This window comes from Bradyrhizobium sp. JYMT SZCCT0180, from assembly GCF_018130165.1.
Taxonomy (GTDB): Bacteria; Pseudomonadota; Alphaproteobacteria; order Rhizobiales; family Xanthobacteraceae; genus Bradyrhizobium.
In genome coordinates, this window is sequence record NZ_JAFCLZ010000009.1 from 1 (window position 1) to 13,251 (window position 13,251).

Sequence of the window (13,251 nt, forward strand, 5' to 3'; positions counted from 1 at the left end):
TGGTGACGGAGTCAACCAAGAACTCGTCTCCGGGGAGATCACGGCATAAGCCGTAAAGCCATTGCGCAGGGAAGGCCGGGTGTTCTCCGCTGCCCTGTATGCTCGTGTGCAGCCTACTTAGTGCAAATCGCACACGAGACCGCGGGTGCAGCGCGCACCCGGTCTTCCCTGCGCCCTCTATCTTCGAGGGCAAGGAAATTTCTGGCAAAGCTCGGGCGCAATGCGTCGCGAGAACGCGAACCCACATTCAGCTGTCATCACCCGCGCAGGCGGGTGATCCAGTATTCCAGAGGCGTCCGTGACAGATCCGAGAAGCCGCGGCGTACTGGATCCCCGCCTGCGCGGGGATGACAGCATTGTGCGGAGCCGCTCCGTCGCCGTCATTGCGAGCGGAGCGATGCAATCCATCGTTCCGCGCGGGAAGCATGGATTGCTTCGTCGCTATCGTTCCTCGCAATGACGTTACTCACTGGGTCTGGAATTATTGCCTCGAGCTCGCATATCGGGCATCGGACCGCAGCGAAGGAACCGCGCATGAGTTTACAGGCAGACTTCACCAGCCAGGAGTTCTTTCGCGATCCTGCCACCGCGATCGAGAAGCTGCGCAGTACCGGGCCGGTGGTGGAGGTGCGCTTTCCGATCATCGGCAAGGTGTGGGCCACGACCACGCAAGCGCTCGCCGATCAGGTGCTGAAGGATACGGAGACCTTCACCATCCGCCGCGACGATGGCAATGTCGCCGGGCTGCAATGGTGGATGCCGGGCATCGTGCGCACGCTCGCCAACAGCATGCTGTCGATGGACGAGCCCGACCACAAGCGGTTGCGCGACATCGTCGATGAAGCGTTCCGCCGCCGCGCCGTGCTCGACATGGAACCGCATATCCAGGCCATCGGCGACCAGCTTGCCGATGAATTGTTCGCCGATGGCAGTCCGGCTGATCTCGTCGAGCGCTTTGCGCGCCGGCTGCCGCTGTCGGTGATTTGCGAACTGCTCGGGCTGCCGCTCGCCGACCGCGCCAAATTCACCGCCTGGGCCAGCGGCTTTACCCGCTTCACCGGTGCGCTCGGCTTCCTCGGCATGATGCCGAAGATTTTTGCCATGCGGCGCTATGTCGAGCAGCATCTGGAAACCGTTCGCCGGCAAGGCGGGCAGGGCTTGATCGCCGAGATCGTGCGCGTCGAAAAGGACGGCGGGAAGATCAGCCGCGAGGAGATCGTGTCGATGGTGTTCCTGCTGCTGTTCGCCGGCCACGAGACCACGACCCATTTGATCAGCGGATCGGCGTTCGAGCTTCTGAAGAATCCCGGACTGCGCGACTGGCTGCGTGAGGACGAAAGCCGGCTCGATCTGGCGGTCGAGGAATTTCTGCGCTTCATCACGCCGGTGCAATTCACCAAGCCGCGCTATGTGCGCCGGGATGTCGATCTTGGCGGCGTGCAGGTGAGGAAGGGCGAAAAGGTCATGGCGATGCTCGCCGCCGCCAACATGGACCCGCAAGCCAATCCGCATCCCGAGCGGCTCGACCTGCAGCGCAGGCCCAACCGACACATCGCGTTCGGCACCGGAATCCATTTTTGCCTCGGCCATCAGCTGGCGCGGATCGAAGGCCGATGCGCGCTCAAATCGCTGTTCCGGCGCTGGCCCGAACTGACGCTGGCAGTCGATCCATCCGAAATCAAATGGCGCAAGCGGCCCGGCCTGCGCGCGATCGATCGGCTGCCGGTGAGGGCGATCAGGCAAACACGCGGCCCGGGTGGCGCCAAGCAAGGGTAGCGAAAATTTCGTTCCACAGCCTGTGCGCGTTGTGCCATCGATCGTTGCCCGCTTGCCACGATTGTTGCGTGGCCGCAACAGTTCCTGAACATTTAACCGTCAAAGCAGCCAGCTATTGCCTGCGCCGCTTTTTAGCCACACCCCTGCATGAAATCATGCCTTCATAGGCTGATGGCCACAGCGCTCGCCAAGACGAGTCGGCTGGGGAAACAGGTTCGCGATGGACGCAAGGAGCAACATCAAGGACAGGCTGCCGAGCTGTCATGTGACGGCGGGTCCCGCACGCGCGCAAGCCTATGCCGCTGTCGTCGCGGCTTCCTTCGGCGCCGGCAATGCTGCACCGCACCTGCCTGTTGTCGCCGATCAATGCAGCGTCCATTTCGATTCGATCGACCTCGCCGAAATCTTCGCGGGGGAAATCTTCAAAAAGACTCCGTGTGCCGCGGGTTTGCAGCCGAGCGGCCGTTATGTTGCCAAAGACATACAGGAAATTGGGAGCATATCGCTTCTGATGAAGACGCTGCTCGACAACGGCCACCTGCGCGGGAATTGCCTTACCGCCACGGGCCGGACGATCGCCGAAAACCTCAAGAGCGTAAAGCCGATGGCCGCCTCGGGCGGTATCGTTGGCCAAAAAGATTTTGCGCAGGAAGGTGCGGTCGTGAAGGTCGCGGGCATGTCGAAGCCGAGATTTCCAGGTTCTGAATTTTCAAGTTCTGTCCGCGGCTTGGACCGCGAAGAGAACGCCGCGGAGGGTCTTAACGTAAAGTTGACCGGCGCCGACGCCCCTGAACATGAGACCAAACGGCAGTCCCGAGCGACTAACCTCAAATCGGCTGCGCTGTGGAAGGACGCCCAAAGGACCGGGCAGGCGATGGGTGGCGCTGTTTCCCATCCAGACGGTGCGCACGAGAAACAGTGTTATGCGGACATCTAGGCGTATCATTCTTGCGTTGATGTTAGGGGCCGCGCCGGTGGCAGGCTCCGGATTCGCGTTCGATGGTGCGCCGGTAAATCCCAAAGATGCCGCTCTTCCCGTGGTTTCCCAGCCCGCCGCCCAGGCGTTGAACGCCCAGGCCTTGGGTATTCCAGGCGCAAAAAAGGCGATTCCGCCGGCAACCGCGGCGGCCGCCGCCACTGCGCCGTCGCTGACCTCCCTGCAATACGCCGCTGAAGGCGGTCATCCGGTGGCGCAGTGGAAGCTCGGCCGGATGTATGCCAACGGCGATGGCGTCACCCAGGACGACCTGCGGGCGTTCGAATATTTCAGCCGCATTGCCAACCAGCACGCCGAGGATAGCCCGTCGGCGCCTCAGGCGACGATCGTGGCCAACGCGTTCGTGGCGCTGGGGCGGTACTATCTCAACGGCATTCCCAATTCGAAGGTCAAGGTCGACCGGGAGCGGGCGCGGGAGATGTTCTCCTATGCCGCGTCCTATTTCGGCAATGCCGACGCCCAGTACGACCTGGCGCGGCTCTATCTGAAGACCCCGGACGCTTCGCGGGAAGATTTCCGCTATGGCGCTCGCTGGCTTGGTCTGGCCGCCCAGAAGGGCCAGCATCAGGCGCAGGCGCTGCTCGGACAGATGCTGTTCAACGGCGACCGGCTGCCGCCGCAGCGCGCGCGGGGGCTGATGTGGCTGACCCTGGCGAGCGAGAGTGCGACGCCGGACGAGGCCTGGATCAAGGAAAGCTACACCCGGGCGATGTCGAAAGCCTCTGGCGACGACCGCGCCATGGCGCTGCAGATGCTCGAGCACTGGGTGCAGGGCCGCCGGGACTGATTCCCGCGGCCTCTTAGTTGCTGCCGCGGCTTGCCTTGAGCGGCGCCAATTCGCTCAGGCGGTTTCGAGATCGAGATCGGCCCAGACCGGGACATGGTCCGACGGCTTCTCCCAGGCACGCACGTAGCTATCGACGCCGACATTGGTGAGCCGGTCGCTGGCCTGCGGCGACAGCAGCAAATGGTCGATCCGAATGCCCCAGTTCTTCTGCCAGGCCCCGGCCTGATAGTCCCAGAACGTGTATTGCCCGGGAGCGTCGTTCACGGCGCGCAGCGCGTCGGTCAGGCCGAGGCCGAGGAGGGATTGAAAGGCCTCGCGGGTCGCCGGCAAGAACAAGGCGTCCTTGGCCCAGGCGGAGGGATTGTAAACGTCGGCTGCCGCCGGAATGACGTTAAAATCGCCCGCCAGGATCAGCGGCTCCTCCGCTTTAAGTCGCTCCCTCGAGTATTCAAGAAGCCGCGACATCCATTTGAGTTTGTAGGGATATTTGTCCGTATCTGGCGGGTTGCCGTTGGGTAAATAAAGACAGGCGATGCGCAGCACGCCCTTCTTCAGGGGAATCACGCCCTCAAGGAAACGGGCATGGGCGTCCTCGTCGTCGCCGGCGAGGCCGGATTTGGTTTCCTCGAAAGGCAGCTTCGACAACAGCGCAACGCCGTTAAAGGTCTTCTGACCGTGGGTGACGACGTTGTAGCCGAGCGCCTCGATTTCGAGCCGCGGAAAGGCGTCATCGATGCATTTGATTTCCTGCAGGCAGACGACGTCAGGCGCGCAGTCCTTCAGCCAGGTCAGCAGATGGTCGATCCGTTGCCGAACCGAATTGACGTTCCACGTAGCAATACGCATTGCAAAAGCCCGGATTGTAATCGCACATTTTCGCTGCAGTGGCATACCATGTGCCGCGAGGCTGTGATAACTATCTAGAAATAAGGCGTAAAAGTCGCCGTCAAGGGGGCCGGGAGCAGCTGTCCCGCCCTTTGCGGACCGGCGGACGTGAAAAATTATGAAAAAGCGTAACTGGATACTTTTTGCCGGCATTATCGGCATCGTCGCCATCGCGGCCTACACAACCCGCTCGTCGTGGATGGGGAGCAACGCCAGCGCACAGGGGCCGCAGCGCCCTCGGATGGTCTCGGTCGAACTGGCGAAGGCGGAGCGCAAGTCCGTGCCCGTCGATGTCGATGCCAACGGAACCGTCACGCCGATCTCCAGCGTGGCGCTGAAGTCGCGGCTGGAGACCACCATCGTGTCGGTCCATTTCCAGGACGGCGCCAAGGTCAACGAAGGCGACTTGCTGTTCACGCTCGATGCGCGCCAGATCGACGCCCAGATCGAGCAGGCCGAGGGGGTGCTGGCGAAGGACCAGGCCCAGCTCGAAGGCGCGCTGCGCGATGTCCGGCGCTACAGCGAGCTGATCGGCAAGGGCGCCACCACGCAGGTCAATCTCGACAACGCCAAGACCACGGCTGACATCCTGGCTGGAACCATCAAGGCCGACCAGGCGGCGCTCGACAATCTGAAGGTCCAGAAAAGCTACACCACGATCCGCGCACCGTTCTCGGGCCGGGTCGGTACCGCCAACGTCAAGGTCGGCAATTTCGTGCGGCCGGCCGATCTCGCGGCGCTCGCCGTCATCAACCAGATGGCGCCGGTCTACGTGACTTTCGCCGTCCCCCAGCGCGTGCTGGTCGATCTGCGCGAGTCGATGGCGAAGGGGGCATCCGGGGTGACCGCGACGATCCCGGGTCATCAGCGCTCGGAAAGCGGCAAGGTTGCGATGGTCGAGAACACGGTGGATGCCACCACCGGCATGGTCACCGTGCGCGGTATCATGAACAACGAGAATGAGACCTTGTGGCCGGGCACCCTGGTCGCGACCAGGCTGACGATCCGCAGCGAAGATGCGATCGTGGTTCCGACGGTCGCCGTGCAGCGCAGCCAGAGCGGCAATTTCGTCTTCGTCGTCAAGGACGGCACCGCCAAGGTTCAATCGGTCACGGTCGATCGTACCTCGCAGGGCATGTCGGTGATTTCAGAAGGCCTCGCCGGCGACGAAAGCGTGGTGGTCGACGGACAATTGCTGCTGTCGGACGGAACGCGGGTCGAACCGCGGACGAAGAAGGCGGGGGCGTAGCCGATGACGCTCTCGGAGCTCTGCATCCGCCGGCCGGTCATGACGACGCTGATCACGGCGTCGATCATTGCATTCGGCATCTTCGGCTTCCGCCTGCTGCCGGTATCGGCGCTGCCGCGGGTCGACTTCCCGACGATCGCCGTGACCGCGACCTTGCCGGGCGCGAGCGCGGAGACGATGGCATCATCTGTGGCCGGCGTCATCGAGCGCCAGCTCTCGACCATCGCCGGCATCTCCTCGATGTCGTCGAATTCCTCGCAGGGCACCAGCTCGATCACGATCCAGTTCGATCTCAACCGCAACATCGATTCCGCCGCGCTCGACGTGCAGACGGCGCTGACCATCGCGCAACGGCGGTTGCCGATCGAGATGCGCATCCCGCCGAGTTTCCGAAAAGTGAACCCGGCCGATTTCGCGATCCTGTTCGTGGTGCTTGGTTCACCGACGCTGCCGCTGTCGGCGGTCAACGAATATGGTGAAATCACCATTGGCCAGACCTTGTCGCAGATACCGGGCGTCGCGCAGGTCAGTGTCTACGGTGCGCAGAAGTTCGCCGTTCGCGTCCAGGCCGATCCGGAAGCCGCCGCGGCGCGCGGATTGTCGCTCGAGGACATCCGCGCCGCGGTTTCGGCCGCCAATTCGTCGACCCCGGTCGGCACGCTGAACGGACCGAAGCAGGACGTCGCGCTGCAGGCCTCCGGCCAGATGGACAAGGCGGCCGACTACAGCAAGATCGTGGTGGCCTGGCGCAACGGTTCGCCGGTCAAGCTCGACGAGGTCGCAAAGATCTACGACAGCGTCGAGAACGAGCGGATCGCAACCTGGCTGAACGACGAGCGCTCGATCGTGCTCGGCATCCAGAAACAGCCGGACGCCAACACGGTGGCGGTGGTCGATGGCATCCTGGCCAAACTGCCGGTGCTCCGGGCGCAGATCCCGCCATCGGTGTCGATCAACGTGCTGATGGATCGCTCGGTATCCATCCGTCAGGCGGTCGCCGACGTCGAGGAGACGCTGCTGATCGCGATCGTGCTGGTCATCCTCGTCATCTTCCTGTTCCTGCGCTCGGCGTCCGCGACCTTCATTCCGGCGCTGGCGGTTCCGATCTCGCTGTTCGGCACCTGCGCGGTGATGTACGCGCTCGACTATTCGATCAACAACATGACGCTGCTGGCGCTGACCCTGTCGGTCGGGTTCGTGGTCGACGACGCCATCGTCATGCTGGAGAACATCGTCCGCCATATCGAGCGGGGGATGCAGCCGTTCGAGGCGGCGCTGAAAGGCGCGCGCGAGATCGGCTTCACGATCATTTCGATCACTTTCTCGCTGATCGCCGTGTTCATCCCGGTGCTGCTGATGGGTGGTATCGTTGGCCGGGTGTTCCGCGAGTTTGCGGTGACGGTATCGGTCGCGATCATCGTGTCGGGATTCGTTTCGCTGACCTTGACGCCGATGCTGTGCGCGCGCGTGTTGCGGGCGCACGACCCGAACAAGAAGCCGAACATCGTGCTTCGCGGTTTCGAGACGATGTTCGAATCCTGGCTGCGTGCCTATGAATGGACGCTCGACTGGGTGCTGGCGCGCAAGGCGCTGATGCTGGCCGTGACGCTGGCGACGCTGGGCGGCACCGTCTACCTCTATATGATCGTGCCGAAGGGCTTCTTTCCGCAGGAGGACACCGGCTTCCTGATCGGCGTGACCGAGGCCGCGACCGACACGTCCTTCGATGCGATGAAGGAGCGGCAGCAGGCGCTGGTGGCGGTGCTGAGAGGCGATCCCGCGGTCGAATACATCAACTCCACCGTCGGTGCCGGCGGACCGAACGCGACGGCGAATTACGGGCGCCTGTTCATCGCGCTGAAGCCGAAGAAGGAACGCGACAACCTCACGACGATCATCGGGCGGCTGCGGGGCAAGGCCCGCCAGATTCCAGGCATGCAGGCGTTCTTCCAGCCGATCCAGAACCTCAATATCGGCGGGCGGATTTCCAAGAGCCAATACCAGTACGTGATGCAGAGCGGCGACACCGACTCGCTGTACCGGCTGGCGCCGGAAATGCGCGACAGGATCGAGAAGGTGCCGGGCCTGCTCGACGTCACCACCGATCTCTACATCAAGAACCCGCAGATGACGGTCGACATTGACCGCGAGAAGGCCGCCGTTTACGGCGTCACCGTCGACCAGGTTCGCAACCAGCTCTACAACGCCTACGGCTCGCGTCAGGTCGGCACCATCTACATGCCGTCGAACGACTACCAGATCATCCTCGAAGTGCAGCCGCAGTTCCGGGTCGATCCGTCCGACCTGTCCAGGCTCTACATGAAGACCCAGAACAACCAGACCATTCCGCTGTCGGCGGTGGCAAAGCTGGTTCCGACGGTGGGGCCGCTGCAAATCAACCACCAGGCGCAGCAGCCGGCGGTGACGATCTCGTTCAACCTCGCGCCCGGCTATTCGCTGGGCTATGCGGTCGACAAGATCACCACGCTCGAGCAGAGCTCCAATCTGCCGGCGACCATCGCCACCGGCTTCTCCGGCACGGCGCAGGTGTTCCAGGATTCGCTGCGCGGGCAGGGCGTCCTGATCCTCGCCGCCGTGTTCGCTGCCTTCGTCATCCTCGGCATCCTCTACGAGAGCTTCATCCACCCGATCACGATCATCTCCGGCCTGCCGTCGGCCGGCATCGGCGCGATCCTGACCCTGATGCTGTTCGGAATGGAGATGTCGGTCATCGCGATGATCGGCATCGTAATGCTGGTCGGCATCGTCAAGAAGAACGCCATCATGATGGTGGACTTTGCGCTGGAGCGCCGCAGCGTCGGCCTCAGTGCAGAACATGCGATCCGGGAAGCCGCGCTGCTGCGTTTCCGCCCCATCATGATGACGACGTTCGCCGCGATCTTCGGCACGCTGCCGATCGCGCTCGGCGCCGGCGCGGGCGCCGAGCTGCGCCAGCCGCTCGGCGTCGCCGTGGTCGGCGGTCTGTGCCTGTCGCAACTGCTGACGCTGTACATCACCCCGGTGATCTACATCTATCTCGACCGCATCGACCGCCGCCTGAAGCGCCGGCTCGAGCCGCAGCTCGAAGAAACCGGCGACGACAAGCGGCCGCACGTGGTCGCGGCCGAGTAATGGTCCCGGCGCGGGCAATGCGGACCGCCTTGCGATGCGTCGTTGTCCTGATCGCGCTTGCGTGGAGTGCCGGGACGAGGGCGGTCGCCGCCGAGCCGATCGAAATCTTCGACGCGCATCTGCATTACAATTGGGAACCAAAGCCCTATTACCAGCTCGACGAGGTGCTCGCGCTGTTCAAGAAGCATCGCGTCACCGGCATCCTAGCGACCAGCCGCCCGAACAGCGGAACGCATGCGCTGGTGGATGCGAAGGCCGAGGGCCTGCAGGTCGTGCCTTTCATCCGGCCGTACCGCGTCCGGTCAGATATCCAGAGCTGGTTCGGCGATCCCGTGATCTTCGATCTCGTGCAGGACGAATTCAAGCGCGGCTATTACCGCGGCATCGGCGAATTCCATCTGTCGGGCAAGTCGGCGGAAAACGAGTGGGTGAAGAAGACCGTCGATTTTGCCGTCGCCAACGACCTCTACCTGCACGCCCATGCCGATGACGAGGCGGTCGAGATCCTGATGCGGGACAATCCGAAGGCCCGGATCATCTGGGCGCATACCGGCTTTGGGCTGTCGACCGATCGCGTCACGGTGATGCTGTCGAAATACCCAAAGCTGTGGGGAGAGTTGTCGTATCGCAGCGGCATCACCGACGGCGCGGGCAAGCTGACGGCTGAGTGGCGGACGCTGTTCGAACGCTATCCCGATCGCTTCCTGCTCGGTTCGGACACCTGGGTGCCGGAGCGCTGGGCGAGCTATGGTGAGATCATGGCGAGCTATCGCGCATGGCTGGCACAGCTATCGCCAAAAATCGCCGAGCAGATCGCGAGCGGCAATGCGAAGGCGCTGTTCGCCGACAAGCGTTAGGTCGCGCTGATGTCGCTCAGATCGAAAAACTGGTGCCGCAGCCGCAGGAGGCGGTGGCGTTCGGATTGACCACCCGGAACGACGCGCCGATCAGGTCGTCGACGAAATCGACCTCCGAGCCGGCCAGGAACGGCACCGATGCCGGATCGACCAGCACCACCGCGCCCTCGCGCGCGATCACCAGATCGTCCTCGGCCTGGGCGTGCTCGACATCGAACTTGTACTGGAAGCCGGAGCAGCCGCCACCTTCGACGGAGATGCGCAGCATGGCGCCGTCGCCCTCGGTCTTGAGGATTTGCCCGATGCGGCGGGCGGCCCGCTCGCTGACGGTGATGGCAGTGGTCATGCGTGGTCTCCGGTCGAAGGCGTCATACCCAATTCATTTGGTATCCCGCGCTCCCCATAGTTAAGTATGTAATCTCGCAGAATCAAATGGATAAGGACTAAAAAAACGTGTCGGTCGGAATGGCTGCCCCCCGCGCGCACTATGCCTGCGATCCCGATCGCAGCCGCGGCCGGCTGTTTACGGAGCCGCCGAGCAAGACCCGCAGCCCGTTCCGGCGCGACTGCGACCGGGTGATCCATTCCACCGCCTTCCGCCGCCTGAAGCACAAAACTCAAGTCTTCGTGTTCCATGAAGGCGATCATTACCGCACGAGGCTGACCCATTCGCTGGAGGTGGCCCAGATCGCCCGCGCGCTGGCCCGCCAGCTCGGGCTCGACGAGGACCTCACCGAGACGCTGGCGCTGGCCCACGATCTCGGCCATCCCCCGTTCGGCCACGCCGGGGAGCGGGCGCTGGACAAATGCCTGGCGGCCCATGGCGGCTTCGATCACAACGCCCAGACCCTGCGCGTCGTGACCTCGCTGGAACATCGCTACCCCGAGTTCGACGGGCTCAATCTGAGCTGGGAATCGCTGGAGGGCATCGTCAAGCACAACGGCCCGCTGACGATGCGGAGCGGGGACCCGGCCGGACGTTACAGCGACAGCGGGATTCCGGTCGGGATCGCCGATTTCAACCGCAAATATGATCTTGAGCTGTGGACCTACGCCTCGCTGGAGGCCCAGGTTGCAGCCTTCGCCGACGACATCGCCTATGACGCCCACGATATCGATGACGGCCTGCGCGCGGGCCTGTTTGGCGTCGACGACCTCAAGGTGATGCCGCTCACGGCCGCCATCATCGCCGACATCGGCAAGCACTATCCTGATCTCGATGACGTCAGGCGCGGGGCGGAATTGGTGCGCGAGCTGATCTCCTACATGATCTCGGCTGTCGTCGCCGAGGCAGGCAGGCGGCTCGAGGCGGCCAAGCCGCAATCGGCCCATGATGTGCGCCACCACAATCAGCCGCTGGTCGCGTTTCCTCCCGCAGTGGCTGCGGAGGAGGCCGAGATCAAGGCGTTCCTGAAGCTGCGGATGTACCGCCACAAGCGGGTGATGCGGGTGATGGGCGAGGCGGAGCAGATCGTGTTCGACCTGTTCGCGCGCTACCAGAAGTCGCCGGGCGACTTGCCGGCCGAGTGGGTCGAGGGTACCGAGCAGGAGACCGAAGCCGGGCGTGCCCGCCGGATCGGCAATTTCATTGCCGGGATGACCGACCGCTTCGCCCTGATCGAGCACCAAAGGCTTTTTGACTCGACCCCGGATTTGCGTTAGGCGGCGGCCCAGGAACTTAGAAAAAATGGCCGAAAAACCCACTTCTCCGCATCTTTTTGCCGATGTGCTCGCGCGCGTGCACAGGATTTGTGCCGCGCTTGCGGCCGAAGAAAATTGGCCCGCCGGCATCGATTTCTCCCGCGTCGTGGTCGAGCCGCCGCGCGACGCGACCCATGGCGACATGGCGACCAATGCCGCGATGGTGCTCGCCAAGGAAGCCAAGGCAAAGCCGCGCGATCTCGCCGACAAGTTCGCCGAGAAACTGCGCGCGGATGATCTGATCGCCTCCGTCGAAGTCGCCGGGCCGGGTTTCATCAATCTCACCTTGAAGCCAGAGGTGTGGGCCGATGCGCTGCGCACGGTACTGCGCGAGGGTGTCACGTACGGCCAGAGCGCGATTGGCGGCGGCGAAAAGGTGAATGTCGAATATGTCTCGGCCAATCCGACCGGGCCGATGCATGTCGGCCATTGCCGGGGCGCGGTGTTCGGCGATGCCTTGTGCAGCCTGCTGCAGTTCGCTGGCTATGACGTCACGCGCGAATATTACATCAACGACGCCGGCGCGCAGGTCGATGTGCTCGGCCGCTCGGCGTATCTGCGCTACCGCGAAGCGCTCGGTGAAGACATCGGTGCGATACCGGAAGGCCTGTATCCCGGCGATTATCTCGTGCCGGTTGGGCAGGAGCTTGCCGCCGAATACGGCGACAAGCTCAAGGCGATGCCGGAAAACGCCTGGCTGCCGATCGTGCGCCTCAAGGCCATCGACATGATGATGGAGATGATCAAGGGCGATCTCGCAGCGCTCCACATCAAGCATGATGTGTTTTTCTCGGAGCGCTCGCTGATCGAGACCGGCAACAACAAGGTCACCGAGACCATCGACTATCTGCGCTCCAAAGGCGATGTCTATGAAGGCCGCCTGGCGCCGCCCAAAGGCAAGGTAGTCGACGACTACGAGGACCGTGAGCAAACGCTGTTTCGGGCCACCGCATTCGGAGACGATGTCGATCGTCCGCTGATCAAGTCGGATGGCGGCTATACTTATTTCGCGTCCGACATCGCCAACCACAAGAACAAGTTCGATCGCGGCTTCACCAACCTGATCGACGTGTTCGGCGCCGATCATGGCGGCTACATCAAGCGCATGCAGGCCGCGGTCAAGGCCGTGACCTCGGGCAAGGCGGCCCTCGACGTCAAGATCGTGCAACTGGTCAAGCTGCTGCGCGACGGCGAGCCTGTGAAGATGTCAAAGCGCTCCGGCGAGTTCGTCACCTTGCGCGAGGTGGTCGACGAGGTCGGCTCGGACGCCGTGCGCTTCATGATGCTGTTCCGCAAGAACGACGCGGTGCTGGATTTCGACCTTGCCAAGGTGATCGAGCAGTCCAAGGACAACGCGGTGTTCTACGTCCAGTACGGCCATGCCCGCGGCCATTCGATCTTCAAGAACGCCCGGGAAATGGTTCCCGACCTGCCGGAGAGCGATTCCGCCCGGGCGGCCTATCTCGGGGATGCCGCGGTGGAGCGGCTGACGGACCCTGCGGAACTCAGCCTGCTGAAGCAGCTGGCGCTCTATCCCCGGATGATCGAGGCGGCGGCGGTGGCGCATGAACCCCACCGAATCGCTTTTTACCTCTATGATCTCGCGAGTGAATTTCACGCGCTTTGGACCAGGGGGCGGGATTTGCCCTATTTACGCTTCATTATCACTAATGATGCACACATTACGAGGGCGCGACTGGCAATGGTCCAGGGCGTCGTCTCGGTTCTGGCATCGGGCTTAGCCGTTCTCGGCGTCCACGCTCCGACCGAGATGCGGTAGGCAAGGGGCATAGGCCCTCGCAATGGGGATTGTGAGGGTATCTGGCAGGAGCCAATTCGTATTCATGGCTCGTATGGTCATGGCGGG

At 63.1% G+C, this 13,251-nt stretch carries 9 protein-coding genes and 1 pseudogene; 8 read left to right on the plus strand and 2 right to left on the minus strand.

Annotated elements, in window-relative coordinates:
* Positions 1–534 precede the first annotated feature (534 nt).
* The 3 genes and pseudogenes from JQ641_RS14760 (at position 535) to JQ641_RS14770 (ending at position 3,560) form a co-directional block, all read left to right on the plus strand.
* On the plus strand, positions 535–1,776 hold the full coding sequence (locus tag JQ641_RS14760) for a cytochrome P450 (protein WP_211996695.1): 1,242 nt from the start codon (positions 535–537) through the stop codon (positions 1,774–1,776).
* Between the two features lie 298 nt (positions 1,777–2,074).
* Positions 2,075–2,713: pseudogene (locus tag JQ641_RS14765) on the plus strand (dihydroxy-acid dehydratase domain-containing protein); the annotation flags it as partial.
* On the plus strand, positions 2,700–3,560 hold the full coding sequence (locus JQ641_RS14770; protein ID WP_192739525.1) for a tetratricopeptide repeat protein: 861 nt from the start codon (positions 2,700–2,702) through the stop codon (positions 3,558–3,560). The pseudogene JQ641_RS14765 and the gene JQ641_RS14770, both read left to right, overlap by 14 nt.
* Positions 3,561–3,614: 54 nt before the next feature.
* Here JQ641_RS14770 and xth read toward each other — a convergent pair whose 3' ends face one another.
* Positions 3,615–4,406, minus strand: a complete 792-nt coding sequence (xth, locus tag JQ641_RS14775; RefSeq protein WP_192739524.1) for an exodeoxyribonuclease III — start codon at positions 4,404–4,406, stop codon at positions 3,615–3,617.
* A 157-nt stretch (positions 4,407–4,563) separates the two neighbouring features.
* Between xth and JQ641_RS14780 the strand changes: the two genes are divergently transcribed.
* From JQ641_RS14780 to JQ641_RS14790, 3 genes are read left to right on the plus strand one after another with little or no spacing between them, the layout of a single operon-like run.
* Positions 4,564–5,694, plus strand: coding sequence for an efflux RND transporter periplasmic adaptor subunit (locus JQ641_RS14780; protein ID WP_211996697.1), 1,131 nt, complete (start codon positions 4,564–4,566; stop codon positions 5,692–5,694).
* 3 nt (positions 5,695–5,697) lie between these two features.
* Complete coding sequence (locus JQ641_RS14785; protein ID WP_211996698.1) at positions 5,698–8,826, plus strand: efflux RND transporter permease subunit; 3,129 nt, start codon at positions 5,698–5,700, stop codon at positions 8,824–8,826.
* Between the two features lie 17 nt (positions 8,827–8,843).
* Positions 8,844–9,683 carry an amidohydrolase family protein gene (locus JQ641_RS14790; RefSeq protein WP_249150454.1) on the plus strand — a complete coding sequence of 280 codons (840 nt, stop codon included), beginning with the start codon at positions 8,844–8,846 and terminating at the stop codon, positions 9,681–9,683.
* Between the two features lie 16 nt (positions 9,684–9,699).
* Here the strand turns inward: JQ641_RS14790 and erpA are convergent, their stop codons facing one another.
* Positions 9,700–10,029 (minus strand): iron-sulfur cluster insertion protein ErpA, encoded by a 330-nt coding sequence (gene erpA, locus JQ641_RS14795; RefSeq protein ID WP_192739521.1) that lies wholly within the window; start codon positions 10,027–10,029, stop codon positions 9,700–9,702.
* A 107-nt stretch (positions 10,030–10,136) separates the two neighbouring features.
* Between erpA and JQ641_RS14800 the strand changes: the two genes are divergently transcribed.
* Positions 10,137–11,345 (plus strand): deoxyguanosinetriphosphate triphosphohydrolase, encoded by a 1,209-nt coding sequence (locus JQ641_RS14800; RefSeq protein WP_211996699.1) that lies wholly within the window; start codon positions 10,137–10,139, stop codon positions 11,343–11,345.
* 25 nt (positions 11,346–11,370) lie between these two features.
* Positions 11,371–13,164: an arginine--tRNA ligase gene (gene argS, locus JQ641_RS14805; RefSeq protein WP_211996700.1), complete on the plus strand. Its 1,794-nt coding sequence runs from the start codon at positions 11,371–11,373 to the stop codon at positions 13,162–13,164.
* Positions 13,165–13,251: the final 87 nt, after the last annotated feature.

Coding starts and splice junctions, on each gene's coding strand:
- JQ641_RS14760 (WP_211996695.1), top strand. CDS start 535: ATGAGTTTACAGGCAGACTTCACCAGCCAGGAGTTCTTTCGCGATCCT.
- JQ641_RS14770 (WP_192739525.1), top strand. CDS start 2,700: ATGCGGACATCTAGGCGTATCATTCTTGCGTTGATGTTAGGGGCCGCG.
- xth (WP_192739524.1), bottom strand. CDS start 4,406: ATGCGTATTGCTACGTGGAACGTCAATTCGGTTCGGCAACGGATCGAC.
- JQ641_RS14780 (WP_211996697.1), top strand. CDS start 4,564: ATGAAAAAGCGTAACTGGATACTTTTTGCCGGCATTATCGGCATCGTC.
- JQ641_RS14785 (WP_211996698.1), top strand. CDS start 5,698: ATGACGCTCTCGGAGCTCTGCATCCGCCGGCCGGTCATGACGACGCTG.
- JQ641_RS14790 (WP_249150454.1), top strand. CDS start 8,844: ATGCGGACCGCCTTGCGATGCGTCGTTGTCCTGATCGCGCTTGCGTGG.
- erpA (WP_192739521.1), bottom strand. CDS start 10,029: ATGACCACTGCCATCACCGTCAGCGAGCGGGCCGCCCGCCGCATCGGG.
- argS (WP_211996700.1), top strand. CDS start 11,371: ATGGCCGAAAAACCCACTTCTCCGCATCTTTTTGCCGATGTGCTCGCG.